The 25,632-nt window shown below is 71.6% G+C and carries 21 protein-coding genes; 3 read left to right on the top strand and 18 right to left on the bottom strand.

What is annotated here, in order from left to right; translation table 11 throughout:
- Nucleotides 1-16: 16 nt before the first annotated feature.
- Nucleotides 17-874, top strand: a complete 858-nt coding sequence (locus ACIQVZ_RS19200) for a peptidoglycan-binding protein (RefSeq protein ID WP_402451352.1) — start codon at nucleotides 17-19, stop codon at nucleotides 872-874.
- A gap of 249 nt (nucleotides 875-1,123) precedes the next feature.
- Here the strand turns inward: ACIQVZ_RS19200 and ACIQVZ_RS19195 are convergent, their stop codons facing one another.
- Nucleotides 1,124-1,765, bottom strand: a complete 642-nt coding sequence (locus ACIQVZ_RS19195) for a TetR/AcrR family transcriptional regulator (protein ID WP_402451350.1) — start codon at nucleotides 1,763-1,765, stop codon at nucleotides 1,124-1,126.
- 514 nt (nucleotides 1,766-2,279) lie between these two features.
- On the opposite strand from ACIQVZ_RS19195, the gene ACIQVZ_RS19190 reads away from it, so the two are divergent.
- Together ACIQVZ_RS19190 and ACIQVZ_RS19185 are read left to right on the top strand one after the other, a co-directional pair.
- Nucleotides 2,280-2,633, top strand: a complete 354-nt coding sequence (locus ACIQVZ_RS19190; protein ID WP_350877620.1) for a DUF6542 domain-containing protein — start codon at nucleotides 2,280-2,282, stop codon at nucleotides 2,631-2,633.
- Nucleotides 2,626-4,278 carry an LCP family protein gene (locus ACIQVZ_RS19185; RefSeq protein ID WP_402451347.1) on the top strand — a complete coding sequence of 551 codons (1,653 nt, stop codon included), beginning with the start codon at nucleotides 2,626-2,628 and terminating at the stop codon, nucleotides 4,276-4,278. Before ACIQVZ_RS19190 ends, ACIQVZ_RS19185 begins: the two co-directional genes overlap by 8 nt.
- Before the next feature lie 123 nt (nucleotides 4,279-4,401).
- On the opposite strand, the gene ACIQVZ_RS19180 is transcribed toward ACIQVZ_RS19185, so the two are convergent.
- The 17 genes from ACIQVZ_RS19180 to ACIQVZ_RS19100 form a co-directional block, all read right to left on the bottom strand.
- A complete protein-coding gene (locus tag ACIQVZ_RS19180; protein ID WP_350877618.1) occupies nucleotides 4,402-5,457 on the bottom strand; it encodes a 2-oxoacid:ferredoxin oxidoreductase subunit beta in 1,056 nt (351 codons plus the stop codon).
- 73 nt (nucleotides 5,458-5,530) lie between these two features.
- Nucleotides 5,531-7,528 carry a 2-oxoacid:acceptor oxidoreductase subunit alpha gene (locus tag ACIQVZ_RS19175; RefSeq protein ID WP_402451343.1) on the bottom strand — a complete coding sequence of 666 codons (1,998 nt, stop codon included), beginning with the start codon at nucleotides 7,526-7,528 and terminating at the stop codon, nucleotides 5,531-5,533.
- Nucleotides 7,529-7,772: 244 nt separating this feature from the next.
- Entirely contained in the window at nucleotides 7,773-8,435 is a 663-nt protein-coding gene (locus ACIQVZ_RS19170) for a response regulator transcription factor (RefSeq protein WP_350877616.1), read from the bottom strand.
- Nucleotides 8,436-8,550: 115 nt separating this feature from the next.
- Nucleotides 8,551-9,561: a polyprenyl synthetase family protein gene (locus tag ACIQVZ_RS19165; protein ID WP_350877615.1), complete on the bottom strand. Its 1,011-nt coding sequence runs from the start codon at nucleotides 9,559-9,561 to the stop codon at nucleotides 8,551-8,553.
- A gap of 303 nt (nucleotides 9,562-9,864) precedes the next feature.
- Complete coding sequence (gene nuoN / locus ACIQVZ_RS19160; protein WP_350877774.1) at nucleotides 9,865-11,487, bottom strand: NADH-quinone oxidoreductase subunit NuoN; 1,623 nt, start codon at nucleotides 11,485-11,487, stop codon at nucleotides 9,865-9,867.
- An 11-nt stretch (nucleotides 11,488-11,498) separates the two neighbouring features.
- The gene (locus tag ACIQVZ_RS19155; protein ID WP_402451340.1) at nucleotides 11,499-13,133 is read right to left on the bottom strand and encodes an NADH-quinone oxidoreductase subunit M; all 1,635 of its coding nucleotides are present in this window, start codon (nucleotides 13,131-13,133) and stop codon (nucleotides 11,499-11,501) included.
- A gap of 34 nt (nucleotides 13,134-13,167) precedes the next feature.
- Nucleotides 13,168-15,063, bottom strand: coding sequence for an NADH-quinone oxidoreductase subunit L (gene nuoL, locus ACIQVZ_RS19150; RefSeq protein WP_402451338.1), 1,896 nt, complete (start codon nucleotides 15,061-15,063; stop codon nucleotides 13,168-13,170).
- 13 nt (nucleotides 15,064-15,076) lie between these two features.
- Nucleotides 15,077-15,376 (bottom strand): NADH-quinone oxidoreductase subunit NuoK, encoded by a 300-nt coding sequence (nuoK, locus tag ACIQVZ_RS19145; protein WP_030060110.1) that lies wholly within the window; start codon nucleotides 15,374-15,376, stop codon nucleotides 15,077-15,079.
- Complete coding sequence (locus ACIQVZ_RS19140) at nucleotides 15,373-16,335, bottom strand: NADH-quinone oxidoreductase subunit J (RefSeq protein ID WP_402451335.1); 963 nt, start codon at nucleotides 16,333-16,335, stop codon at nucleotides 15,373-15,375. The genes nuoK and ACIQVZ_RS19140 overlap by 4 nt, the downstream gene beginning before the upstream one ends.
- Nucleotides 16,332-16,934: an NADH-quinone oxidoreductase subunit NuoI gene (gene nuoI, locus ACIQVZ_RS19135; protein ID WP_350877610.1), complete on the bottom strand. Its 603-nt coding sequence runs from the start codon at nucleotides 16,932-16,934 to the stop codon at nucleotides 16,332-16,334. The genes ACIQVZ_RS19140 and nuoI overlap by 4 nt, the downstream gene beginning before the upstream one ends.
- Nucleotides 16,935-16,940: 6 nt before the next feature.
- Nucleotides 16,941-18,269 carry an NADH-quinone oxidoreductase subunit NuoH gene (gene nuoH / locus ACIQVZ_RS19130; RefSeq protein WP_402451333.1) on the bottom strand — a complete coding sequence of 443 codons (1,329 nt, stop codon included), beginning with the start codon at nucleotides 18,267-18,269 and terminating at the stop codon, nucleotides 16,941-16,943.
- The gene (locus ACIQVZ_RS19125; protein WP_402451331.1) at nucleotides 18,266-20,785 is read right to left on the bottom strand and encodes an NADH-quinone oxidoreductase subunit G; all 2,520 of its coding nucleotides are present in this window, start codon (nucleotides 20,783-20,785) and stop codon (nucleotides 18,266-18,268) included. The genes nuoH and ACIQVZ_RS19125 overlap by 4 nt, the downstream gene beginning before the upstream one ends.
- On the bottom strand, nucleotides 20,782-22,143 hold the full coding sequence (gene nuoF, locus ACIQVZ_RS19120; RefSeq protein WP_350877606.1) for an NADH-quinone oxidoreductase subunit NuoF: 1,362 nt from the start codon (nucleotides 22,141-22,143) through the stop codon (nucleotides 20,782-20,784). The genes ACIQVZ_RS19125 and nuoF overlap by 4 nt, the downstream gene beginning before the upstream one ends.
- Nucleotides 22,143-22,913, bottom strand: a complete 771-nt coding sequence (gene nuoE / locus ACIQVZ_RS19115; protein WP_350877605.1) for an NADH-quinone oxidoreductase subunit NuoE — start codon at nucleotides 22,911-22,913, stop codon at nucleotides 22,143-22,145. Before nuoE ends, nuoF begins: the two co-directional genes overlap by 1 nt.
- Entirely contained in the window at nucleotides 22,910-24,286 is a 1,377-nt protein-coding gene (locus tag ACIQVZ_RS19110) for an NADH-quinone oxidoreductase subunit D (protein WP_402451328.1), read from the bottom strand. Before ACIQVZ_RS19110 ends, nuoE begins: the two co-directional genes overlap by 4 nt.
- A complete protein-coding gene (locus tag ACIQVZ_RS19105) occupies nucleotides 24,286-24,999 on the bottom strand; it encodes an NADH-quinone oxidoreductase subunit C (RefSeq protein WP_402451326.1) in 714 nt (237 codons plus the stop codon). The genes ACIQVZ_RS19110 and ACIQVZ_RS19105 overlap by 1 nt, the downstream gene beginning before the upstream one ends.
- Nucleotides 24,996-25,550, bottom strand: a complete 555-nt coding sequence (locus ACIQVZ_RS19100) for an NADH-quinone oxidoreductase subunit B family protein (RefSeq protein WP_063348147.1) — start codon at nucleotides 25,548-25,550, stop codon at nucleotides 24,996-24,998. The genes ACIQVZ_RS19105 and ACIQVZ_RS19100 overlap by 4 nt, the downstream gene beginning before the upstream one ends.
- Between the last annotated feature and the right edge of the window lie 82 nt (nucleotides 25,551-25,632).

Here is a 25,632-nt window from a genome sequence, read left to right as displayed (position 1 = left end):
GCAAGGAGCCACCCTCATGTCCTCGAACGCGGCGGACCTGATCCGCGTCGCCCGAGACGAGGTCGGATACCAGGAGGGCCGCAGCGGCTCGCACTGGAACAACATCCAGAAGTACTCCCCGGCCGTCCCCGGCCTGGAGTGGTCCCAGGGCGAGGCCTGGTGCGCAACCTTCGTCGCCTGGTGCGCCCGGCAGTCCGGCAACGCCGGGCTGTTCCCGGTGACGGCCTCCTGCGCCGAGGGCGTCACCTGGTTCAGGGACCGCGACCGCTTCACCGACTACCCGGTGATCGGCGGCCAGGTGTTCTACGGCCCCGGCGGCGGCAGCCACACCGGCATCTGCGTCGCCTACACCAGCTCCACCATCACCACCGTCGAGGGCAACACCAACGACGACGGCAGCTCCGAGGGCGACGGCGTCTACCTCAAGACCCGTGACCGCAAGTCGGGTTGGGTGTACGGGTACGGCGTCCCGGACTTCGCCGACGGCGTCATCCTCGCCGACCCGCAGTGGCGGGACCGCCAGGGGGCGGTCTACTTCGGGCAGGAGGCCTCCGCCGCCGACCAGCCGGACGGCGGCGCCCGGCCCCAGACCGACAGCAGCGGGGACGGAGGCGGGGGCGAGGGCGGCTACGAGCCCTTCCCCGGCGCCGACTTCTTCCAGGACGGCCGGAAGAGCGACGTCATCACCCGGATGGGCGGGCGCCTGGTCGCCGAGGGCTGCTCCGCCTACGCCGAGGGCCCCGGCCCCGAGTGGTCCGGGGCGGACCTCGAATCCTTCCGCAACTGGCAGCACAAGCTGGGCGACTCCGGCAGCGACGCCGACGGAATCCCCGGCCCCCAGCAGTGGGACGCCCTCCAGGTCCCGCGCGGCTGAGGCCGTACCCCGACCGCACCCGGATCCACCACGCCCAGGCGCGCACCGTCGGATCCGCCCCGTCCCCGGTCCGTTCGCCGACTCCGGCGAGCGGACCGGTCCGCGCCCACCACCCTCCGCCCGAGCCACCCCTGGGCCGGCGGAGGGGTTCGTCGGCGAGCCGGTCCTCGACCCGCCCGCCCGCGAGTGGGCCCCGTGACACGCCGCCGAACCCCTCCCCGACGGCGTGTCACGGTCAGGCGCCCGCCGTCACCGCGCCGCGGGCACCCGGTGGATCCGCAGGAAGGCGTCGACACCGAGCGCCGCGATCCGGGCGAGCTCCTCGTCCGCCACCGGCAGGGCGCCCCAGAACGAGCGCTCGGCGACGCCGTGGAAGGTCAGCAGCGTGAACTGCTCGGCGGTCCGCGAGGCGTCGTCGACGACCAGCAGGCCTCGGTCCGCGATCACCGCGAACCGCTGCGCGAGGTCGCGCTGCGAGGCGATCGGGCCGGCCTCCAGCCACGCCTCCAGGACGTCGGCCGGGATGTTGGCGACCTCGGCGCGGATGGCCCGCCCGAGCGCGCCGCGGTCCCCGGCCGAGAGGACGGCCCGGGCCCGTTCGACCGCGAAGTCGGTGAGGCCCTGGCGCAGGTCCACCACCCGGTCGAAGTGCTTGTCCATCAACTCGTGCATGAGTTCTGCCAGTTCGGCCGAGTTCTGGAGCGCGACGGAGAGGAAGAGGGTCTCCTTGTCGGCGAAGTGGTTGTAGACCGTGCGCTTGGACACCCCGGCCTCCGCCGCGATCGCGTCCATGCTGGCCCGGACGTAGCCCTCGCGCCCGAACACCGCCGTCGCGGCCCGCGTGATCGCCTTGCGCTTCTCCGGCCGTCCCGCTCCGCCCGTCGCCGCCATGGCGTCACTCCTCATCTACCGGGGCTCCCGAAAACTGCCCGGTGTAGTGTCTCCCGAGCCCGCCTGAGCCGGGTTGCCATCGAACAAGGGTGCTCTATGCTGCCTACAACCTCTACACCCGTGTAGAGGGAATTCAACAGCACGCCAGCCCCCGACCGGAACACGGAAGCCGAGCGCGGGAACCGGCCGGCCGAACAGCAGCGTCCAGAAGTGGCAGCGCACAACGGCTCATCTCACGAGGACCGGGCGCAGGCGCCACAGGGGCGCAAAGCACGGGAACACCGGGGGTGAGTGCGTGGCGGGGCGGCGAGGACGGACGTCCAACCAGGAGGCGCGCGGGCGAACGCCCGGCCAGGAGACGCAGACGCGGACGGCCGACCAACGGGCGACCGACCAACGGTCACCGGGGCGGACGGCCGACCGGCGAGCACCGGGGCGCGCCTCCGACCAGGGGGCCCGCCGGCGGGCGAACAAGGCCCCCGCCCGGCCCTTCCCCGGCGGAGCGGCCCTGCCCGTGGCCCTGGCCGTGGGCCTGCCGGCGGTGGGCGCCGGGATCGACGAGCTCTCCGGCCCCGGCATGGGGACGGCCTTCCTGGTGGGCGCCGTGCTCGGCACCGGCCTGGCGGCCGCACTCAGCAGCCGCAACGGCTGGTGGTGGGTCCTCGCCTCCACTCCGCTGCTGGTCCTGGGGGTGACGGCCGGCGCGGAACTGCTGGCCGACGGCGACGCCTACCAGGGCAAGAACCTGGCCACCGGCTCCGCGAAGTGGGTGGTCCACGGCTTTCCCGTGATGGCCGCGGCCGCCGCAGCGGCCGCCCTGGTGATCGTGGTCCGGCTGGTCCGGGACCGGAGGAGGGACCATGGCTGAGAACCCGCAGACCCGGGACGGCGGCCGCGCCGCCGCACCCCCGACCCGCCGCACCTCCCCCCTGCTGATCGCGGGCCGGACGCTGGCCTGCTCGGTCGCCCTGGCGGTGTTCGCCGCCAGCGGGGTGGTCTGGTACGAGGTGACGTCCCTCACCGACGGGATGACCACCTCCAACGCCATCGCCGAGACCAAGAAGAACGCGCCCAAGCACCTCGACAACTCGGTCAACATCCTGCTGATCGGCCTCGACAGCCGCAAGAACATGGACGGGACGGACCTGCCGCCGGAGTTCGTCCAGGACGAACTGCACGCCGGCCACAGCTCCGACATCGGCGGCTACAACACCAACTCCCTGATCCTGCTGCACATCCCGGCCGGCGGCGGCAAGGCGCAGGCCGTCTCCATCCCCCGTGACGACTACGTCATGACCTACACGGGGGACGGCAAGCAGGCCGGCATGCGCAAGATCAAGGAGGCCTACGGCGAGGCCAAGGAGAAGGCCACCCCGGCCCTCCAGGCGAAGGGGCTCAAGGGCGCGGACCTGGAGAAGGCCGGCCGCGACGCCGGCCGGGCGGCCACCATCCAGACCGTGCAGAAGTTCCTCGACCAGCCCGTCGACCACATAGCCGAAGTCAACCTGATGGGCTTCTACGACATCGCCAAGGCCGTCGAGCCGATCGAGGTCTGCCTCACCCACGACACCAAGGACCCGGCCATGGAGGGCCAGGGCTCCGGCGCCGACTTCCACAAGGGCATCAACAAGCTCAACGCCTCGCAGGCGCTCTCCTTCGTCCGCCAGCGCCACAACCTGGACGGCCCGGACGGCAACAGCGGCGACTTCGCCCGCACCCACCGCCAGCAGGCCTTCATCTCCTCCGTCGTGCACAAGCTCAAGCAGGACGGCATCATCAGCGACCTCGGCAAGCTGCAGCAGCTGTTCGGCGTAGTGCAGAAGGACCTGGTCATCGACAACGAGTGGAACGTCCTCGACTTCGCCCAGCAGGCCCCCAACCTCACCGGCGGCAACGTCGAGTTCAACACCCTGACCTTCGACGGCTTCGGCACCCGCAACGGCCAGGACGTCAACCTGGTCACCCCCGCGAAGCTCCAGAAGGTCGTCAAGCAGATCTTCGGCTACGCCGACTCCGCCCCGGCCGCCCCCGACGCGGCGGGCGACACGCCCGCCCCGGCGGCCTCCTCCGCGCCGGCCACGACCGCGCCGGCCACCACCAAGGCCGCCACCCCCACCACCGTGGACGTCTTCAACGCCTCCACGGCCGCCGGGGTCTCCTCCACCGCCGAGTCCAAGGCCCTGGTCGCGATGGGCTTCAAGGCGGGCAAGACCGGCAGCGCCGCCGCGAAGCCCAAGACCACCACCGTGGCCTACGGCAAGGGCGCCAAGGAGGCGGCCGACCAGATCGCCGCCCGCTACGGCGTCACCGCCGTGGAGTCCGCGTCGGCCCCCGCCGACCGGGTGGTCGTCACCCTCGGCACCGGCTTCACCGGCGCGACCGACGACAAGACCGGCGCCGCGGCGCCGGGCGGCGGCGCGACCGGATCTCCGTCCGACCCGGCGGCCAACCTGCCCGTGCAGGGCCCGTCGGTCGACGCCCAGAGCGACGGCGGCATCCCCTGCGTCTACTGACACCCCGCACCTGACGCACCGCACCGAGCCGTGGGGAGGCTCCCACCCGGGAGCCTCCCCACGGCTTTTCCCGCGGCGCCCTCTCGGCCGATGGCCGAGGGGGCGCCGCAGTGACCGGACCGGTCAGTCCACCGTCCAGGTGTCGCCGCCCGCCAACAGCGCGGCCAGGTCGCCCGGCCCGCGATCGGCCTGCGCGGCGACCAGCTGGCCCGCCATCAGCTCGTCGTAGACGGGCCGCCGCACATCGCGCAGCACACCGATCGGGGTGTGGTGCAGGGTGTCGGCGTCGGCGATCCGGGACAGCGCGAAGGCCGCCGCCGGGTTGGCCGCGTGCGCGTCGTGGACCAGCACCCGCGCCTCGTTGTCCGCCGTCACCGGGGCGGTGAACAGCTCGCCGTCCGGACCGCGGAACACGCCGCCGGCCAGGTCCGCGCCGAAGCGGATCGGCTGCCCGTGCTCCAGCCGGATCAGCGCCTCGTCCCGGGTGCCGGGCTGCTTCAGGGCCTCGAACGCGCCGTCGTTGAAGATGTTGCAGTTCTGGTAGATCTCCACCAGCGCGGTGCCCTCGTGCGCGGCCGCCGCCCGCAGCACCGACTGCAGGTGCTGGCGGTCCGAGTCGATCGTCCGGGCGACGAAGGTCGCCTCGGCGCCGATCGCCAGCGAGAGCGGGTTGAACGGCGCGTCCAGCGAGCCCATCGGCGTCGACTTGGTGATCTTGCCCAGCTCGCTGGTCGGCGAGTACTGGCCCTTGGTCAGGCCGTAGATCCGGTTGTTGAACAGCAGGATCTTCAGGTTGACGTTGCGCCGCAGCGCGTGGATCAGGTGGTTGCCGCCGATGGACAGCGCGTCACCGTCCCCGGTCACCACCCACACGCTCAGGTCCTGCCGCGAGGAGGCCAGCCCGGTCGCGATCGCCGGCGCGCGCCCGTGGATCGAGTGCACCCCGTAGGTGTTCATGTAGTACGGGAAGCGCGAGGAACAGCCGATCCCGGAGACGAACACGGTGTTCTCGCGCTTGATGCCGAGCTCCGGCATGAAGCCCTGCACCGCCGCCAGGACGGCGTAGTCCCCGCAGCCGGGGCACCAGCGCACCTCCTGGTCGGTCTTGAAGTCCCGGGCGCTCTGCGGCCCTTCGGCCTTGGGCACCAGGTTCAGGGAGGGGAAGCCGTTCTCGCTCATGCGCCCACCTCGCTACGCTCGGCAGGGGCATCCGCCCACGCGCGCCTCTCGATGACTCGCTCGCTCCGCGCGCTCATCGGTGGTCCTCCTCGTCCAGGGTGCCGATCGCCGCCGACAGCACGTCCGCCAACTGTGCCGCCTTGAACGGCAGTCCACGCACCTGGTTGTAGGACTCCGCGTCCACCAGGTACTTCGCCCGCAGCAGCAGCGCGAGCTGGCCGAGGTTCATCTCCGGCACGACGACCTTCTCGTAACTCCTGAGCACCGCGCCCAGGTTGGCCGGGAAGGGGTTCAGGTGGCGCAGGTGCGCCTGGGCGACCTCGCCGCCGTCCGCCCGCACCCGCCGCACGGCGGCGGTGATCGGCCCGTACGTCGAGCCCCAGCCGAGCACCAGCACCCGCGCCTCGCCGCTCGGGTCGTCGACCTCCACGTCGGGGACGGCGATCCCGTCGATCTTCGCCTGCCGGGTGCGGACCATGAAGTCGTGGTTCGCCGGGTCGTAGGAGATGTTCCCCGTCCCGTCCTGCTTCTCGATCCCGCCGATCCGGTGCTCCAGCCCCGGCGTGCCGGGCAGCGCCCACGGCCTGGCCAGGGTCTTCGGATCCCGCAGGTAGGGCCAGAACGAGCCGTCCTCGCGGTTCGGCCCGGTCGCGAAGTCCGGGCTGATCGCCGGGAGTTCGTCCACCTCCGGGATCCGCCACGGCTCCGAGCCGTTCGCCAGGTAGCCGTCCGAGAGCAGGAACACCGGCGTCCGGTACGTCACCGCGATCCGCGCCGCCTCCAGCGCCGCGTCGAAGCACTCGGCCGGCGTCGCCGGGGCGACGATCGGCGCCGGCGCCTCGCCGTTGCGCCCGAACATCGCCTGCAGCAGGTCCGCCTGCTCCGTCTTGGTCGGCAGGCCGGTGGAGGGGCCGCCGCGCTGGATGTCCACGACCAGCAGCGGCAGTTCCAGCGACACCGCCAGGCCGATCGTCTCGCTCTTCAGCGCCACCCCGGGGCCCGAGGTCGTCGTCACGCCGAGCGCGCCGCCGAAGGACGCACCGAGCGCGGCGCCGATCCCGGCGATCTCGTCCTCGGCCTGGAAGGTGCGCACCCCGAAGTTCTTGTGCCGGCTCAGCTCGTGCAGGATGTCCGAAGCCGGTGTGATCGGGTACGAGCCCAGGTACAGCGGCAGCCCGGAGCGCTGCGCGGCGGCGATCAGGCCGTAGGAGAGCGCCAGGTTCCCCGAGATGTTGCGGTAGCGCCCGGCCGGGAGCCTGGCCGGCGGCACCTCGTAGGAGACCGCGAAGGACTCCGTGGTCTCGCCGAAGTTCCAACCCGCCTTGAACGCAGTGATGTTCGCCTCGGCGATCTGCGGCTTCTTCGCGAACTTGCCGCGCAGGAAGGTCTCCGTCCCGTGGGTGGGGCGGTGGTACATCCAGGACAGCAGCCCCAGCGCGAACATGTTCTTGGCCCGCTCGGCGTCCTTGCGTGCCAGGCCGCTGTCCTTCAACGCCTCCAGGGTCAGCGTCGTCAGCGGCACCTTGTGCAGGTGGAAGCCCTCCAGCGAGCCGTCGGCCAGCGGATCCGCCGCGTAACCGACCTTCGCCAGCGCGCGCTTGGTGAACTCGTCCGTGTTGACGATGATCTGCGCGCCGCGCGGCAGGTCCTCCAGGTTCGCCTTCAGCGCCGCCGGGTTCATCGCCACCAGCACGTTCGGCGCGTCCCCCGGGGTGAGGATGTCGTGGTCCGCGAAGTGCAGTTGGAAGCTCGACACGCCCGGCAGCGTCCCGGCGGGCGCCCGGATCTCGGCCGGGAAGTTCGGCAGCGTGGAGAGGTCGTTGCCGAACGACGCCGTCTCCGAGGTGAACCGGTCACCGGTGAGCTGCATGCCGTCACCCGAGTCACCGGCGAAACGGATGATCACCCGGTCGAGTCGGCGAATCGGCTTGCCGTGCCTGGGCGGCGAACCTCCCGGGGCCGTCGGATCGGCGGGCACGGCCGCACCGGGGCGTCCGTCACCGTTCCCGGAACGACCACCGTCGCCGTCCGAGCCGTCCACTGCCTCTGACTGATCGACCTGACTGGTCACTGCCGCGGACCTCCTCGAGGGCACACCACCGCGGGCGCGGCCCCGTGCCCCGTCCGCTTGGTGCACCTCCCGCATCCTATGCGCGGGCACTTGATCCCGGACGGAACTCCCACGTGCGGCGGGAAATCACAGGTCCGCGCCCGAACCGCACACGGGGTACAACGTCCGGCCGTCGGAGATCATTCCGCGTCCGGCGGCCGTTCCCCACGCCCCCGGCCCCCGAGCCGCCCGGCCGCCGGGACGGCTACGAGTTGAGGTAGGTGAGCACCGCCAGCACCCGGCGGTGGTCCTCCGGGCTCTGCGCCAGGCCCAGCTTCAGGAAGATGTTGCTGACGTGCTTCTCCACCGCGCCGTCCGAGACCACCAGCTGCTTGGCCACCGCGCTGTTGGTGCGGCCCTCCGCCATCAGCCCGAGCACCTCCCGCTCGCGCGGGGTGAGGTTGGCCAGCACGTCGCCCTTGCGGCTGCGGCTGAGGAGTTGCTGCACCACCTCCGGGTCCAGCGCGGTGCCGCCCTCGGCGACCCGGACCACCGCGTCCGCGAACTCGCGCACCTCCGCGACCCGGTCCTTCAGCAGGTAGCCGACGCCCCGGGTCGAACCCGCCAGCAGCTCGGAGGCGTACCGCTCCTCCACGAACTGCGACAGCACCAGCACGTTCAGCTCCGGGTAGCGCCCGCGCAGCTCGACGCAGGCGCGCAGGCCCTCGTCGGTGTGGCTCGGCGGCATCCGCACGTCGGAGACCACGACGTCCGGCAGTTGCCCGACCGCGGCCAGGTCGTGGATGGTCTTCACCAGCGCGGCGCCGTCCCCGACGCCCGCGACGACCTCCAGGCCCCGGTCGGTGAGCAGCCGGGTCAGACCCTCCCGCAGCAGTACGGAGTCCTCGGCTATGACGACGCGGCGCATGGTGACCTTCCCGGCAGGGCTGAGCTGACAGGGGCAAGTCTCCCCCATCCGGGTAAACACCCGCCCCGCCGTCCGCGGATCCGCCGGCCGGGGGCCGGCGCCCGCCGCGCTCCGGTCACATGGTCCGGATCGCCACCGCGTCGCAGAGACCTTCCAGGGCCGCCTTCGCCGCGCAGTCCGGCAGCGGGGCGAGCAGCGCCCGGGCGTCCTCGGCCTGGCGCAACGTCTCCCGGCGGGCGCGCTCCAGCGCGGGGTGGCGGCGCAGCAGCCGCAGCGCCTCGGCGTGCAGGTCGTCGTCGGCGAGGTCCAGGGTGAGCAGTTCGCGCAGCCGGGTGTCGGCCGGGTCCGCGGGGTCGGCCGGCATCTGCTCCAGCAGCAGGGTCGGCAGGGTCGGCACGCCCTCGCGCAGGTCGGTGCCGGGGGTCTTGCCGGACTCCTGGCCGTCGCTGGCGATGTCCAGCACGTCGTCGGCCAGCTGGAAGGCGATGCCGATCCGCTCGCCGAACTCGCTGAGGGTGTCCACCATCCACGGCTCGGCGCCGGCCATCAGCGCTCCTATCCGGCAGGAGACCGCGATCAGCGAGCCGGTCTTGCCGGCCAGCACGTCGAGGTAGTGCAGCAGCGGGTCGCCGTCCGGGCCGGGGCCGCGGGTCTCCAGGATCTGGCCGGTGACCAGGCGCTCGAAGGCGTCGGCCTGCATCCGCACCGCCTCGGGGCCGAGGTCGGCGAGCACCTGGGAGGCGCGGGAGAACAGGAAGTCGCCGGTGAGGATGGCCACCGAGTTGTCCCAGCGGGAGTTGGCGCTGGGGGCGCCGCGGCGCACCGGGGCCTCGTCCATGACGTCGTCGTGGTACAGGGTCGCCAGGTGGGTGAGCTCGACGACGACGGCGGCCGGCACCACACCGGGTGCCCCCGGGTCGCCGAACTGCGCCGCCAGCAGCAGCAGCAGCGGACGGAAGCGCTTGCCGCCGGCCTCGATGAGGTGACTGGCGGTGATGGTGATGAACGGGACGTCGCTCTTGACGGCCTCGGCGAGAGCCGTCTCCACCGCGTCCAGTCCGGCCTGAACGTCCCGGGTCAGGTCGCGGTCCTGCACGCTGAGCCCGAAGGGTCCCACGACGGTCACGAAGACCACTCCTCTGTCCCTGGTCGATCTAGCGGCCTGGTCCCTGAGTGCCGCCGCTGGCCATACAGGCAGGGTATCCGGTCACGAGTGGATCACTGCACGGGCGTGCGGATCCTGTCATGATCGGGCCGGATGCCCTGGTCAGGGCGGCTGTGGGGGCAGTACTGCGGTGGGGGCGAATTCAGCTGGAAAACACGGGCCGGAACCCCTCCGCCGGCGGGCCGGCGGCAAACGCGCGTCCGGACCGCGCACCGAGGGCGCGGCCCGGACGGACCCGGGGCGGCGGCGCCGCCCCGGGGGCGGTCAGCGGACGAACAGCGCGGCCTTCGACGCCAGGTCCAGGAAGTACTGCGGCAGCAGGCCGAGACCCAGCGTGACCAGCACCCCCACCCCGATCGCGGTCGCCGTGAAGGCGCTCGGGATCGCCACCGTCGGGCCGCCCGGCTTCGGGTCGGAGAAGAACATCAGCACGATGACCCGGATGTAGAAGAACGCGGCCACCGCCGAACTCAGCACACCGACGATCACCAGCGGCGTCGCCCCGCCGGCCGCCGCCGCCTGGAACACCGCGAACTTCCCGGTGAACCCGGAGGTCAGCGGGATCCCGGCGAAGGCCAGCAGGAACAGCGCGAACACCGCCGCCACCAGCGGCGAGCGCCGGCCCAGCCCGGCCCAGCTGGACAGGTGGGTCGCCTCGCCCTTGGAGTCGCGCACCAGGGTGACCACGGCGAACGCGCCGAGCGTCACGAAGGAGTACGACAGCAGGTAGAACAGCACCGAGGACAGGCCCTGCTTGTTGGTGGCGATCACACCCGTGAGGATGAACCCGGCGTGCGCGATCGAGGAGTACGCCAGCAGCCGCTTGACGTCCTGCTGGGTGACCGCCAGCACCGCGCCCACCACCATGGTGAGGATCGCCACCCCCCACAGCACCGGCCGCCAGTCCAGCCGCAGGCCCGGGAAGGCCACGTAGAACAGCCGCAGGAACGCCCCGAAGGCCGCGACCTTCGTCGCCGCCGCCATGAAGCCGGTCACCGGGGTCGGCGCGCCCTGGTACACGTCCGGGGTCCAGGAGTGGAACGGCACCGCGCCGACCTTGAACAGCAGGCCGACCGCGAGCATCGCCAGGCCGATCAGCAGCAGCGCGTCACTCTGGGTGCTGCTCAGCTGCGCCGGGGTGGTCATCGCCTTGCCGGAGATCACGTCCGAGATGTCGCCGAGCTTCACGCTGCCCGCGTAGCCGTACAGCAGCGCGGTGCCGAACAGGAAGAACGCCGAGGCGAAGGCGCCCAGCAGGAAGTACTTGACGGCCGCCTCCTGGGAGAGCAGCCGGCGGCGCCGGGCCAGCGCGCAGAGCAGGTACAGCGGGAGGGAGAAGACCTCCAGCGCCACGAACATCGTCAGCAGGTCGTTGGCCGCGGGGAACAGCAGCATCCCGCCGACCGCGAACATGGTGAGCGGGAAGACCTCGCTGGTGGCGAAGCCGGCCCGGACCGCGGCCCGCTCCTGCTCGCCGCCGGGGGTGGCGGCGGCCTGGGCCGCGAAGGCGTCGGCGGGCAGGCCGCCCGCCTTGGGCTCCAGCTTCCGTTCGGCGTAGGTGAGCACCGCGACGACGGCGGCCAGCAGGATCACGCCTTGCAGGAACAGCGCCGGGCCGTCCAGCGCGACCGACTCCATGGCCAGCAGGTCGACCCGGGTGGAGCCGAAGCCCTGGGAGGCCAGCACCACCACGGCGACGAAGGACCCGATCAGCCCGGCCAGGGCGAGCGACACCTGCGTCCAGTGCCGGTACCGGCGGGGCACGAAGGCCTCCACCAGGATGCCGGCCACGGCGGCGCCGAACACCACCAGCATCGGGGAGAGCTGGCCGTACTCCAGGTGCGGCGCCGGGATGCTGGCGGTGTTGCCGCCGGCGGCGGCGAGCATGCCGGTGGTGCTCACTTCTGCTCACCTCCTGAGGTGGCGGCGACCGGGTGGGCCGGCGCCGGGTCGGTCTCGTGGACCTGCGAGAGCGTCGCGTTCACCGAGGGGTTGACCAGGTCGGTGAGCGGCTTGGGGTAGACGCCGAGCAGGATGGTCAGCGCCACCAGCGGGGCGACCACGGCCAGTTCGCGGACCTTGAGGTCGGGCATCCCGCCGACGCCGGCCTTCACCGGGCCGGTCATGGTGCGCTGGTACAGCAGCAGGGCGTACAGCGCGGCCAGCACGATGCCGAAGGTCGCCACGATGCCGATCGCCGGGTAGCGGGTGAACGTGCCCACCAGCACCAGGAACTCACTGACGAACGGGGCGAGCCCGGGCAGCGACAGGGTGGCCAGACCGCCGATCAGGAACGTTCCGGCGAGCACCGGGGCGACCTTCTGCACCCCGCCGTAGTCGGCGATCAGCCGCGAGCCGCGGCGGGAGATCAGGAAGCCCGCCACCAGCATCCACGCGGCGGTGGAGATGCCGTGGTTGACCATGTAGAGGGTGGCGCCGCTCTGGCCCTGGCTGGTCAGCGCGAAGATGCCCATGATGATGAAGCCGAAGTGCGAGATCGACGCGTAGGCGACCAGCCGCTTGATGTCCTTCTGACCGACCGCCAGCAGCGCGCCGTAGATGATCCCGATCACCGACAGGACCAGGATCACCGGGGCGAAGGTCTTCGAGGCGTGCGGGAACAGCCCGAGGCAGAAGCGCAGCATCGCGAAGGTGCCGACCTTGTCCACCACGGCGGTGATCAGCACGGCGGTGCCGGCGGTGGCCTCGCCCATCGCGTTCGGCAGCCAGGTGTGCAGCGGCCACAGCGGGGCCTTCACCGCGAAGGCGAAGAAGAAGCCCAGGAACAGCGCCTTCTCGGCGGTGCCGGACAGCTGGAGCTTCCCGTCGGCGATCGCCGAGGTGAGGGTCTGGAGGTCGAAGGTGCCGAAGCCCTGGTCCTGCGCGATCACGTACAGGCCGATCACGGCGGCCAGCATCACCAGGCCGCCGAGCAGGTTGTAGAGCAGGAACTTCACGGCCGCGTACGAGCGCTGGCGCGCCGCGTCGGGGCCGCCGGCCCGGTCGCCGAAGCCGCCGATCAGGAAGTACATCGGGATCAGCATGGCTTCGAAGAACACGTAGAAGAGGAAGACGTCGGTGGCGTAGAAGGAGACGACCACCATCGCCTCCACCGCCAGGATCAGGGCGAAGAAGCCCTGGGTGCGGCGCCTGTTCTCGAAGGTGTCGGGGGCGAACGTGCCGTCTGGGCCGGCCGGCCCCGGGTCGGCGTCGTGCCAGGAGGCCAGCATCACCACCGGCACCAGGACGGCGGTGAGCAGGGCGAGGACGGCGCCGATGCCGTCCACGCCGAGCGAGAAGGTGATGCCGAAGGAGCGGATCCAGCTGTACGACTCGGTCAGCTGGTAGCGGTCGCCGTGCGGGTCGAAGCGGGTCGCCACCACGGCGGCCAGCACCAGGGTGACGACCGAGACGCCCAGGGCGACGGCCTTGGTGGTCGAGCGGCGGCGCTCGGTCGACCCGGCGGGCAGGGCGGCGGTCAGCACCGCGCCGGCCGCCGGGACGGCACAGGTGGCGGTCAGCAACGCGCTCATGGCCGCACCCCCCGCGTGGAATCTGCGCGAGTCATCAGACGGACCTCATCAGGAGAGTCGTGGCGACCAGCACCAGCGTGCCGCCGAACATGGAGAGCGCGTACGAGCGGACGAAGCCGTTCTGGACCCGCCGCAGCCGACTGGACACGCCTCCGATGGTGGCGGCCAGGCCGTTGACGAAGCCGTCCAGGCCGCGGCTGTCGAAGTAGACCAGCGTCGCGGTGAGCGCCGAGCCCGGGCGGACCAGGACGGCGTGGTTGAAGTCGTCCTGGAGCAGGTCGCGGCGGGCGGCCCGGGTGAGCGGGGAGCCGACCGGCGGCACCACGGGGACGGCGGAGCGCCCGTACATCAGGTACGAGACGAGGACGCCGGCCAGCATGCAGGCCGTGGTGAGCACGGTGACCACCAGCGGGGCGAGCGGCGAGTCGCCCTCGGAGTGTCCGGTGACCGGCTCCAGCCAGGTCAGGAACGAGTCGTTGAAGGCGAACAGCCCGCCCGCGAAGACCGAGCCGAAGGCCAGCAGGACCATCGGGATGGTCATGGTCTTCGGGGATTCGTGCGGGTGCGGGGCGTTGCCCTCCGCGTCCGGCTGCCAGCGCTTCTCGCCGAAGAAGGTCAGCAGCATCACCCGGGTCATGTAGAACGCGGTGACGGCGGCGCCGGTCAGCGCGCACAGGCCGAGGATCCAGCCCTCGGTGCCGCCCTTGGCGAAGGCCGCCTCGATGATCTTGTCCTTGGAGAAGAAGCCGGACAGGCCGGGGAAGCCGATGATCGCCAGGTAGCCGAGGCCGAAGGTGACGAAGGTGACCGGCATGAACTTGCGCAGGCCGCCGTAGTGACGCATGTCCACCTCGTCGTTCATGCCGTGCATGACCGACCCGGCACCGAGGAACAGCCCGGCCTTGAAGAAGCCGTGCGTCACCAGGTGCATGATCGCGAAGGCGTAGCCGATCGGGCCGAGCCCGGCCGCCAGCACCATGTAGCCGATCTGCGACATCGTCGACCCGGCCAGCGCCTTCTTGATGTCGTCCTTCGCGCAACCGACGATCGCACCGAACAGCAGCGTGACCGCGCCGACCACCACCACGGCGGTCTGCGCGTCCGGCGCCAGGTCGAAGATCGCCGACGAGCGGGTGATCAGGTAGACGCCGGCGGTCACCATGGTGGCCGCGTGGATCAGCGCCGACACCGGGGTCGGGCCCTCCATCGCGTCGCCCAGCCAGGACTGCAGCGGCACCTGCGCCGACTTGCCGCAGGCCGCCAGCAGCAGCATCAGGCCGATCGCCGTCAGCTTGCCCTCGCTCGCCTGCGCCGCCCCGCCGAAGACCGGTTGGAAGGCGAAGGAGCCGAACTCGGTGAACATCAGCATGATCGCGATCGACAGGCCCAGGTCGCCGACCCGGTTGACGATGAACGCCTTCTTCGCCGCCGTCGCCGCGCTCGGCTTGTGCTGCCAGAAGCCGATCAGCAGGTACGAGGCGAGGCCCACGCCCTCCCAACCGAAGTACAGCAGAAGGTAGTTGTCGGCGACCACCAGCAGCAGCATGGCGGCCAGGAACAGGTTCAGGTACGCGAAGAAGCGGCGCCGGCGCTCGTCGTGCGCCATGTAGCCCACCGAGTACAGGTGGATCAGCGTGCCGACGCCGGTGATCAGCAGGACGAAGGTCATCGACAACTGGTCGAGCCGGAACGACATGTCGGCCTGGAACCCGTTCACCGGGATCCAGCTGAACAGGTGCTCGGTGACGGCCCGGTGCTCGGCCTCGCGGCCCAGCATGTCCCGGAACAGCGCCAGGCCGAAGCCGAACGAGAGCGCCGCGAGGGCGGTGGCCAGCCAGTGGCCGAAGCGGTCCAGCGCGCGGCCGCCGAGCAGGAGCAGGGCGGCGCCGGCCAGCGGGGCCGCCACCAGCAGCGGAATGAGAGAGTTCACCGAGGCCCTCCGCCTACAGCTTCATCAGATTGCTGTCGTCGACCGAAGCGGAGTGCCTGGTCCGGAAGATGGAGACGATGATGGCGAGGCCGACCACGACCTCGGCCGCCGCGACCACCATCGTGAAGAACGCGATGATCTGGCCGTCCAGGGTGCCGTGCAGCCGGGAGAAGGTCACCAGGGCGAGGTTCGAGGCGTTCAGCATCAGCTCCACGCACATGAACAGCACGATCGCGTTGCGCCGGATCAGCACTCCGGCCGCGCCGATGGTGAACAACAGGGCCGCGAGGTACAGGTAGTTGACCGGGTTCACTCCGCTCCCTCCTCGTCGGCGCGGCCGTTCGGGCCGCCCTTGCCGTTCAGGCCGTTCGGACCGCCGTTGCCGTCCTTGCCGTTCACCGAAGCCGGCACCGAAGCCGGCACCGGCTCCAGCGACTTGCGCGGTCCGGAGACCGCCGGCCGCTCGGACGACGGCCGGCCCAGCCAGTCCGCCGTGGTGTTCTCCAGCTCGGCCATCCGCCGCAGCATCTCCTGGCTGACGTCCCGGACCTGGCCGCGCTCGCGCAGCGTCGCCATCACCGAGTCCTCGGCGATCGTGCCGTCCGGCAACAGCGCCGGAACGTCCACCGCGTTGTGCCGCGCGTACACGCCCGGCGCCGGCAGCGGCGGCAGCTGGAGGTTGTCCACGACCCGCTGGGCGGCCAGCTCGCGCTGCGTCTTCGGCGCCTTCACGTGCTCGCGGTGGGTCAGCACCATCGCGCCGATCGCCGCGGTGATCAGCAGCGCGCCGGTGACCTCGAACGCCCACACGTACCGGGTGAAGATCAGCCGGGCCAGGCCCGGCACGTTGCCCTCGGCGTTCGCCTCGGACAGGCCGGTGAAGTGGTCCAGCCGCGCGTTGGCGATCCCGGCGATCAGCAGCACGCCGAAGCCCAGCCCGCACAGCACCGCGGCGAACCGCTGGCCCTTCAGCTGCTCCTTCAGGGAGTCCTCGCTGGTGACGCCGACCAGCATCACCACGAACAGGAACAGCATCATGATCGCGCCGGTGTAGACGACGATCTGCACCACGCCCAGGAACACCGCGCCCTGCGCCATGTAACAGACCGCCAGCGCCATCATCGTGGCCGCCAGGCACAGCGCGCTGTGCACGGCCTTGCGCATCAGCACCATGCCGAGCGCGCCGCCGACCGCGAGCACCGCGAGCACCCAGAACTGGACGGCCTCCCCGACGGAGGTCGTCCCGGTCGCGGCCAGGTTGAGGGAGGTCACTGCTGGACCTCCCGCTCCCGGTCGGTGCGCTCCTGCTGGACCGTCCCGGGCGCCGCCGCGGTGATCTCGCCCCGGTAGTACGCGCCCTCGTCGGCGCCCGGGAAGATCGAGTGCGGGGAGTCCACCATGCCCTCGGACAGGCCGACCAGCAGCTGGTCCTTGGTGAAGATCAGGTCCCGGCGCGAGGAGTCGGCCAGCTCGTACTCGTTGGTCATGGTGAGCGCGCGGGTCGGGCAGGCCTCGATGCACAGCCCGCACAGGATGCAGCGGGCGTAGTTGATCTGGTAGACCGCGCCGTAGCGCTCGCCCGGCGAGTAGCGCTCCTCCTCCCGGTTGTCCGCGCCCTCCACGTAGATGGCGTCGGCCGGACAGGCCCACGCGCACAGCTCGCAGCCGATGCACTTCTCCAGGCCGTCCGGGTGCCGGTTCAGCTGGTGGCGGCCGTGGAAGCGCGGAGCGGTGGGCTTCTTCTGCTCCGGGTACTGCTCGGTGAGCCGCTTCTTGAACATGGCCTTGAAGGTCACGCCGAAGCCGGCGGCCGGGCCGAGGATCGACGGCTTGTCGGGCCGCTCGGCCCGCTCCGTCTGGTCGGACGACATCTCGGTTCAGCTCCCTTCGGTATGGTCGGCCCCGTTGAGGGCGTCCTGGAGTTGCTTCGGGGCCCGGCTGCGCCGGCGCGGCACCGGCGGGAGCTCCTGTCCGGGCAGCGGGGGCACCGGGTAGCCGCCCGCCATCGGGTCGAACTCCCGTTTCGGCAGGGCTGGTTCGGGCTCGGGTTCCTTCTTCAGGAAGTCCCACAGCAGGGCGAGCAGCAGGATCGCCCCGACCGGCGCGCCGACGTACAGCACCACCTCGCCGAAGCCGTAGCCCTCGTTGCGCAGCGCCCGCACGCTCGCGATCAGCACCAGCCACACCAGCGAGACCGGGATCAGCACCTTCCAGCCCAGCTTCATGAACTGGTCGTAGCGGAACCGGGGCAGCGTGCCGCGCAGCCAGATGAAGAAGAACAGCAGCAGCTGGATCTTCAGCGTGATCCACAGCATCGGCCACCAGCCGTGGTTGGCGCCCTCCCAGAAGGTCGACACCGGCCACGGGGCCCGCCAGCCGCCCAGGAACAGGGTGGAGGCGACCGCCGAGACGGTCACCATGTTGACGTACTCGGCCAGCATGAACATCGCGAACTTCAGCGAGGAGTACTCGGTGTTGAAGCCGCCGACCAGCTCGCCCTCGGCCTCCGGGAGGTCGAACGGCGCCCGGTTGGTCTCACCCACCATCGCGATGATGTACACGATGAACGACACCGGCAGCAGCGCCGCGAACCAGGTCGGCTGCTGGTGCGCCACGATCTCCGAGGTCGACATCGACCCCGAGTAGATGAACACCGCCGCGAAGGACAGGCCCATCGCGATCTCGTAGCTGACCATCTGCGCGGCCGAGCGCAGCCCGCCCAGCAGCGGGTACGTCGAACCGGACGACCAGCCGGCCAGCACGATGCCGTAGATGCCGATCGAGGCCGTCGCCAGGATGTACAGCAGCGCCACCGGGAAGTCGGTCAGCTGCATCGCCGTCCGGGTGCCGAAGATCGACACCTCGTTGCCGGCCGGCCCGAACGGGATCACTGCGAAGGCCATGAACGCCGGGACGGCGCAGACGATCGGGGCCAGGATGTAGACCACCTTGTCCGCGCCCTTGACCACCAGGTCTTCCTTGAGCGCCAGCTTCACGCCGTCCGCCAGGGACTGCAGCATCCCCCACGGCCCGTGCCGGTTCGGCCCGATGCGCAGCTGCATCCAGGCCACCACCTTGCGCTCCCAGACGATCGCGATCAGCACCGTCAGGACCAGGAAGCCGAAGCAGAACACCGCCTTCAGCAGCACCATCCACCACGGGTCCTGCCCGAAGAAGTGGAGCGTCTCGTACGGCTGCGGAGTCATCGCTCCTCCCCTTCACTGCCCGCGTCGCCCGCCGCGGCCTCGGCCCTCGCGGCCGGCTCGGGGGCGGCCACGGCGATCGTGACCAGATGGCCGACGGTGGTTCCGAGCGCGCGGTGGGCGCCGCCCGGCGTGGAGTTGAGCGGGATCCAGACCGTGCGGTCCGGGATCGATTCGGTGACCTCCAGCGGCAGGGTCAGCGAGCCGGCCGGGCCGGTCAGCCGCAGCGCCCCGCCCTCCTCGGCGCCGATCTCCTTCGCGGTGGCCGGCGAGACCCGGGCCACCGCCCGGTGCCGGGTGCCCGCCAGGTGCGGATCGCCCTGCTGCAAGGTGCCGTTGTCCAGCAGCTGGCGCCAACCCGCCAGCACCGCCTGGCCGGTGGCCGGGCGGGGCAGCACGCCGGGGTGCGCGGCCGGGTCCGCGGACCGGTCACCCGCCCACGGGGTGAAGTGGTCCAGCTCCAGCCGGGCCGCCCGGACGTCCGGCAGACCCAGCCGGTGGCCCAGCGCCTCCGCCAGCATGGTCAGCACCCGCAGGTCCGGGTACAGATGGCGGCCCATCTGCTGGTCGGGCTTGAGCGCCGCCTCGAACATCCGCAGCCGGCCCTCCCAGTCCAGGAAGGCGCCGGCCTTCTCCGCCACCGCCGCCACCGGCAGCACCACGTCCGCGCGCGCCGTCACCGCGGAGGGCCGCAGCTCCAGCGACACCACGAAGGGCACCGCCGCCAGCGCCGCGTCGGCCAGCGCCGGATCCGGCAGGTCGTCCGGGTCGACGCCGCCGACCAGCAGCGCGTCCAGCTCGCCGTGCGCCGCGGCCGTCAGGATCTGCTCGGTGTCCCGGCCCGGCCGGGACGGCAGCTCCGCCACCCCCCACACCCCGGCGGCCTCCGACCGGGCGGCCGGAGCCGCCACCGGACGGCCGCCGGGCAGCAGCCCCGGCAGCAGGCCCGCCTCGACCGCACCGCGCTCACCCGCCCGGCGCGGCACCCACGCCAGCCGGGCGCCGGTCGCGTGCGCCAGGCGCAGCACCGCCGTCAGCGCGCCCGGGGCGGCGGCCAGCCGCTCGCCCACCAGGATCACCGCGCCCGGGCCGCGCAGCAGCTCGGCGGCCCGCCCGGCCTCGTCGTTCAGCGGCTCGTCGGCGGCCAGCGCGGCGAACCACTCCGCCTCCGTGCCCGGGGCGGCCGGCAGCAGCGCGCCGCGCAGCTTGGCCAGGCCCCGGGAGGCGAACGCCGCCACCGAGTACACCTTCAGGCCCCGGTCGCGGTTCGCCTTGCGCAGCCGCAGGAAGACGATCGGCGACTCCTCCTCCGGCTCGAAGCCCGCCAGCAGCACCGCCGGCGCCTGCTCCAGCCGCTCGTAGGTCAGGCCCTCGCCGTCCACGTCCACCCCGCGCCCGGCGACGGCGGCGGCCAGGAAGTCCGCCTCCTCGCCGCTGTGCGGGCGGGCCCGGAAGTCCACGTCGTTGGTGCCGAGCACCACCCGCGCGAACTTCCCGTACGCGTAGGCGTCCTCGACGGTGACCCGGCCGCCGGTCAGCACCCCGGCGCGGGCTCCGCGCAGTCCCTCGGCGGCCCGAGCCAGCGCCTCCGGCCAGGAGGCGGGCACCAGCTCGCCGTCCACCCGCACCAGCGGGGTGGCGATCCGGTCCCGCTGCTGGGCGTAGCGGAACGCGAACCGGCCCTTGTCGCAGTTCCACTCCTCGTTGACCGCCGGGTCCTCGCCCGCCAGCCGGCGCAGCACCTTGCCGCGCCGGTGGTCGGTGCGCTGGGCGCAGCCCGCGGAGCAGTGCTCGCACACGCTCGGCGAGGAGACCAGGTCGAACGGGCGCGAGCGGAAGCGGTAGGCCGCCGACGTCAGGGCGCCCACCGGGCAGATCTGGATGGTGTTCCCGGAGAAGTACGAGTCGAGCGGCTCGTCGTCCCCGGTGCCGACCTGCTGGAGCGCGCCGCGTTCCAGCAGGTCGATGAACGGGTCCCCGGCGATCTGCTGCGAGAAGCGGGTGCAGCGCGCGCACAGCACGCAGCGCTCCCGGTCCAGCAGCACCTGGGTGCTGAGCGGGATCGGCTTCTCGTAGGTGCGCTTCATCCCCTCGAAGCGGGTGTCGGCGTCACCGGTGGACATCGCCTGGTTCTGCAGCGGGCACTCGCCGCCCTTGTCGCAGACCGGGCAGTCCAGCGGGTGGTTGATCAGCAGCAGCTCCATCACGCCGCGCTGCGCCTTCTCGGCCACCGGTGAACTCACCTGGGTGCGCACCACCATGCCCTCGGCGACCGGGATGGTGCAGGAGGCGACGGGCTTGCGCTGGCCCTCGATCTCGACGATGCACTGCCGGCAGGCGCCGGCCGGGTCGAGCAGCGGGTGGTCGCAGAAGCGCGGGATCTGGGTGCCGATCCGTTCGGCGGCCCGGATCACCAACGTCCCCTTGGGGACCTGCACTTCGACGCCGTCGATGGTGAGCGTGACCAGCTCGACCGCGGCCTTGTCGCCCGTGGAGGTGGATGGCTCTGTGATCGTCACGCGTGCACCTCCCTTTCGGTGGCGGACTGGTGGCCGGGGCGGGGGCCGTCGGCCCAGACGGTGGAGGCGGCCGGGTCGAACGGGCAGCGGCGCTCGGCCAGGTGCTGCTCGTACTCGGCCCGGAAGTGCTGGAGGGAGGAGACGATCGGGCTCGCGGCGCCGTCGCCCAGTGCGCAGAAGGACTTGCCGTTGATGTTGTCGGCGATGTCGAGGAGCTTCTCCAGGTCCCCCTCGACGCCCGCGCCCGCCTCGATCCGCTTGAGCAGCTGGACCAGCCAGTAGGTGCCCTCGCGGCAGGGGGTGCACTTGCCGCAGGACTCGTGGGCGTAGAACTCGGTCCAGCGGGTGACCGCCCGCACCACGCAGGTGGTCTCGTCGAAGACCTGCAGCGCCTTGGTGCCGAGCATCGAGCCGGCCGCGCCGACACCCTCGTAGTCCAGCGGGACGTCCAGGTGCTCGTCGGTGAACATCGGGGTGGACGAGCCGCCCGGGGTCCAGAACTTGAGCCGGTGCCCGGGGCGGACGCCGCCGCTCATGTCCAGCAGCTGGCGCAGCGTGATGCCCAGCGGTGCCTCGTACTGGCCGGGGTTGGTGACGTGGCCGGAGAGCGAGTACAGCGTGAAGCCGGGGGACTTCTCGGTGCCCAGGCCCTTGAACCACTCCTTGCCGCGGGCCAGGATCGGCGGCACCGAGGCGATCGACTCGACGTTGTTGACCACCGTCGGGCAGGCGTACAGGCCGGCGATCGCCGGGAACGGCGGCCGCAGCCGGGGCTGGCCGCGGCGGCCCTCCAGCGAGTCCAGCAGCGCCGTCTCCTCGCCGCAGATGTAGGCGCCGGCGCCGGCGTGCACGGTGATGTCGAGGTCGACGCCCGAGCCGAGGATGTTCCGGCCGAGCAGCCCGGCCTGGTACGCCTCGGCGACGGCCGCGTGCAGGCGGCGCAGCACCGGGACGACCTCGCCGCGCAGGTAGATGAACGCGTGGTCGCAGCGGATCGCGTAGGAGGCGATGATCATGCCCTCGATCAGCGCGTGCGGGTTGGCGAACAGCAGCGGGATGTCCTTGCAGGTGCCCGGCTCGGACTCGTCCGCGTTGACCACCAGGTAGTGCGGCTTGCCGTCGTTCTGCGGGATGAACTGCCACTTCATCCCGGTGGGGAAGCCGGCGCCGCCGCGACCGCGCAGCCCGGCGTCCTTCACCAGGGCGATCACGTCGTCCGGCGGCATCGCGAGGGCCGCCTTGAGGCCGTCGTAGCCGTGGTGGCGGCGGTAGGTGGCCAGCGTCCAGGGCCGTTCGTCGTCCCAGGAGGCGGACAGGACGGGGGTGAGCAGCTTCTCGGCCGGCTCGGCGGCGGTCATCACGCTTCCGTCCCTTCGTGGCCGGTGCCCTCGTGACCGGTGCCCTCGTGGCGGGGCGCGACGACCTTGGTGCCGCCGGTTCCGGGCAGCGCCTCGCCCTTGGCCAGGCGCAGGCCGGCCAGCGAGGGCGCGCCGCCCGCGCCGGACTCGTCGTTGGCACCCGGGCGCTCGTCGGGGAAGCCCGCCAGGATCCGGGCGGACTCCTTGAAGGTGCACAGCCGGGCGCCGCGGGTCGGCCGGACCTCCCGGCCCGCGCGCAGGTCGTCGACCAGGCGCTTGGCGCTCTCCGGGGTCTGGTCGTCGAAGAACTCCCAGTTGACCATCACCACCGGGGCGTAGTCGCAGGCCGCGTTGCACTCGATGTGCTCGATCGAGATCTCGCCGTCCCCGGTGGTCTCGTTGTTGCGCACGCCGAGGTGCTGCTGGAGCTCGTCGAAGATCTGGTCGCCGCCGAGCACCGCGCACAGGGTGTTGGTGCAGACCCCGACGTGGTACTTCCCGGCCGGGCGCCGCCGGTACATGGTGTAGAAGGTGGCGACGGCGGTGACCTCGGCGGTGGTGAGGTCCAGCTGCTCGGCGCAGAACCGGATGCCGGTCGGGCTGACGAAACCCTCCTCGGCCTGCACCAGGTGCAGCAGCGGCAGCAGCGCCGACCGGGCCTGCGGGTAGCGGCCGATCAGCTCCGCGGCGTCGGCGGCCAGCCGGGCGTGCACCTCCTCGGGGTACGGTGTGGCCGGCAGCGCCGGCATCCCCAACTGGACGTCTGTCACCGGTCCACGCCTCCCATCACCGGGTCGATCCCGGCCACCGCGACGATCACGTCGGCGACCTGGCCGCCCTCGCACATCGCTGCCATCGTCTGCAGATTGGTGAACGACGGATCCCGGAAATGGACCCGGTACGGGCGCGTCCCGCCGTCGCTGACCACGTGCACGCCCAGCTCGCCCTTGGGCGACTCGACCGCCGCGTACGCCTGGCCGACCGGGACCCGGAAGCCCTCGGTGACCAGCTTGAAGTGGTGGATCAGGGCCTCCATCGAGGTGCCCATGATCTTGCGGATGTGGTCGAGCGAGTTGCCCATCCCGTCCGGCCCGACGGCGAGTTGGGCGGGCCAGGCGATCTTCTTGTCGGCCACCATCACCGGGCCCGGCCGCAGCCGGTCCAGGCACTGCTCGACGATCCCCAGCGACTGCCGCATCTCCTCCAGGCGGATCAGGAAGCGGCCGTAGGAGTCGGCGCTGTCCGCGGTCGCGACCTCGAAGTCGTAGTCCTGGTAGCCGCAGTACGGGTCGGTCCTGCGCAGGTCGTGCGGCAGGCCGGTGGCGCGCAGGATCGGGCCGGTGGCGCCGAGGGCCAGGCAGCCGGGCAGGTCGAGGAAGCCGACGTCGACCAGGCGGGCCTTGAACACCGGGTTCCCGGTGGCGAGTTTGTCGTACTCGTGCATCCGGGAGCGCAGGGTCTTCACGCACTCGCGGATCTGGTCGACGGCGCCGGGCGGGAGGTCCTGGGCGAGGCCGCCGGGGCGCACGTACGCGTGGTTCATGCGCAGGCCGGTGACCAGCTCGAAGACGTCCAGGATCAGCTCGCGGTCGCGGAAGCCGTAGATCATCAGGGTGGTGGAGCCGATCTCCATGCCACCGGTGGCCAGGCAGACCAGGTGCGAGGCGATCCGGTTGAGCTCCATCATCAGCACCCGGATCACGCTGGCCCGGTCCGGGACGTCGTCGGTGATGCCGAGCAGCTTCTCGACGGCCAGGCAGTACGCGGTCTCGTTGAACAGCGGGGTCAGGTAGTCCATCCGGGTCACGAAGGTGGTGCCCTGGACCCAGTTGCGGAACTCCATGTTCTTCTCGATGCCGGTGTGGAGGTAGCCGATGCCGCAGCGGGCCTCCTTCACCGTCTCGCCGTCGATCTCCAGGATCAGCCGCAGCACGCCGTGGGTGGACGGGTGCTGGGGGCCCATGTTGACGATGATGCGCTCGTCGTCGGCCCGGCCGACCGCCTCGACCACCTCGCCCCAGTCGCCGCCGGTGACCGTGAAGACCCGGCCCTCGGTGGTCTCCCGGGCCTCTGCCTGCTCGGTCTCCTCGTGGGGTCGGGTCTCTTCGTCGTGCCGAGCATCTTCGTGGTGCCGAGTACTCATCAGCTGTACGACCTCCGCTGGTCGGGAGCCGGGATCTGGGCGCCCTTGTACTCGACGGGGATGCCGCCGAGCGGGTAGTCCTTGCGCTGCGGGTGGCCCAGCCAGTCGTCCGGCATCATGATCCGGGTGAGCGCCGGGTGGCCGTCGAAGACCAGGCCGAAGAAGTCGTAGGCCTCGCGCTCGTGCCAGTCGTTGGTCGGGTAGACGCTCACCACGGAGGGGATGCGCGGGTCGGCGTCCGGCGCGGTGACCTCCACCCGGATCAGCCGTCCGTGGGTGATCGACCGCAGGTGGTAGACCGCGTGCAGCTCGCGGCCCTTGTCGTCGGGGTAGTGCACGCCGCTCACGCCCAGGCACAGTTCGAAGCGCAGCGCCGGGTCGTCGCGCAGGGTGCGGGCGGTCCGGAGCAGGTGGGCGCGGTCGATGTGGAAGGTGAGCTCGCCGCGGTCGACGACGGTCTTCTCGATCACCTCGGCCGGGTCCAGGCCCTGCTCCTCCAGGGCGCCCTCCAGCTCGTCGGCGACCTCGTCGAACCAGCCGCCGTACGGCCGTTCGCTCGGAGCGGGCAGCACGATCGGCGCGGCCAGGCCGCCGAAGCCGGAGGTGTCACCGCTGCCCTGGGCGCCGAACATGCCCTGCCGGCGGCCGACCACCTCGACCGGGATCTCGCGGACGGGGTGCTCGCGACGGGTCTCGGGTACCTGCTCGTTCATCGCAGCAGCCCCCGCATCTCGCTGACCGGGGTGGCCTTGAGGGCGAGCGCCTCGCCCAGTTCCTCGGCCCGGATCCGGTTCGCGCCCAACGGCTCGTGCTGGATCTTGTCGTGCAGCTTCAGGATGGCGTCCATCAGCATCTCCGGGCGGGGCGGGCAACCGGGCAGGTAGATGTCCACCGGGACGATGTGGTCGACGCCCTGCACGATCGCGTAGTTGTTGAACATCCCGCCCGAGGAGGCGCAGACGCCCATCGAGATGACCCACTTCGGGTTGGCCATCTGGTCGTACACCTGGCGCAGCACCGGGGCCATCTTCTGGCTCACCCGACCCGCCACGATCATCAGATCGGCCTGCCGGGGGGAGCCCCGGAACACCTCCATGCCGAACCGGGCCAGGTCGTAGCGTCCGGCGCCGGTGGTCATCATCTCGATCGCGCAGCAGGCCAGACCGAAGGTGGCCGGGAAGAGTGACGCCTTGCGCACCCAACCGGCGGCCGTCTCCACGGTCGTGAGCAGAAAGCCGCTCGGCAGCTTCTCCTCGATTCCCATCAGATCCCTCTCAATGCCCTCAAGAAGCCCTCAAGTCCTGTGGTACCTCGGCCCGTTCGGGCTTGTCCGCTCGTTCACAAAG

Origin of the sequence: Kitasatospora sp. NPDC098663, assembly GCF_044760075.1 — a bacterium.
In the GTDB taxonomy this organism is placed as follows: Bacteria; Actinomycetota; Actinomycetes; order Streptomycetales; family Streptomycetaceae; genus Kitasatospora.
The sequence above is the reverse complement of the archived record's forward strand: the minus strand, read 5'-3'. Positions and strand labels throughout refer to the sequence as shown.

Bases quoted from the DNA above. Each gene is read 5' to 3' on its own strand.
- ACIQVZ_RS19200 (WP_402451352.1), top strand. From the start codon at position 17: ATGTCCTCGAACGCGGCGGACCTGATCCGCGTCGCCCGAGACGAGGTC.
- ACIQVZ_RS19195 (WP_402451350.1), bottom strand. From the start codon at position 1,765: ATGGCGGCGACGGGCGGAGCGGGACGGCCGGAGAAGCGCAAGGCGATC.
- ACIQVZ_RS19185 (WP_402451347.1), top strand. From the start codon at position 2,626: ATGGCTGAGAACCCGCAGACCCGGGACGGCGGCCGCGCCGCCGCACCC.
- ACIQVZ_RS19180 (WP_350877618.1), bottom strand. From the start codon at position 5,457: ATGAGCGAGAACGGCTTCCCCTCCCTGAACCTGGTGCCCAAGGCCGAA.
- ACIQVZ_RS19170 (WP_350877616.1), bottom strand. From the start codon at position 8,435: ATGCGCCGCGTCGTCATAGCCGAGGACTCCGTACTGCTGCGGGAGGGT.
- nuoN (WP_350877774.1), bottom strand. From the start codon at position 11,487: ATGCTCGCCGCCGCCGGCGGCAACACCGCCAGCATCCCGGCGCCGCAC.
- ACIQVZ_RS19155 (WP_402451340.1), bottom strand. From the start codon at position 13,133: ATGAGCGCGTTGCTGACCGCCACCTGTGCCGTCCCGGCGGCCGGCGCG.
- nuoI (WP_350877610.1), bottom strand. From the start codon at position 16,934: ATGTCGTCCGACCAGACGGAGCGGGCCGAGCGGCCCGACAAGCCGTCG.
- nuoH (WP_402451333.1), bottom strand. From the start codon at position 18,269: ATGACTCCGCAGCCGTACGAGACGCTCCACTTCTTCGGGCAGGACCCG.
- nuoF (WP_350877606.1), bottom strand. From the start codon at position 22,143: ATGACCGCCGCCGAGCCGGCCGAGAAGCTGCTCACCCCCGTCCTGTCC.
- ACIQVZ_RS19110 (WP_402451328.1), bottom strand. From the start codon at position 24,286: ATGAGTACTCGGCACCACGAAGATGCTCGGCACGACGAAGAGACCCGA.
- ACIQVZ_RS19105 (WP_402451326.1), bottom strand. From the start codon at position 24,999: ATGAACGAGCAGGTACCCGAGACCCGTCGCGAGCACCCCGTCCGCGAG.
- ACIQVZ_RS19100 (WP_063348147.1), bottom strand. From the start codon at position 25,550: ATGGGAATCGAGGAGAAGCTGCCGAGCGGCTTTCTGCTCACGACCGTG.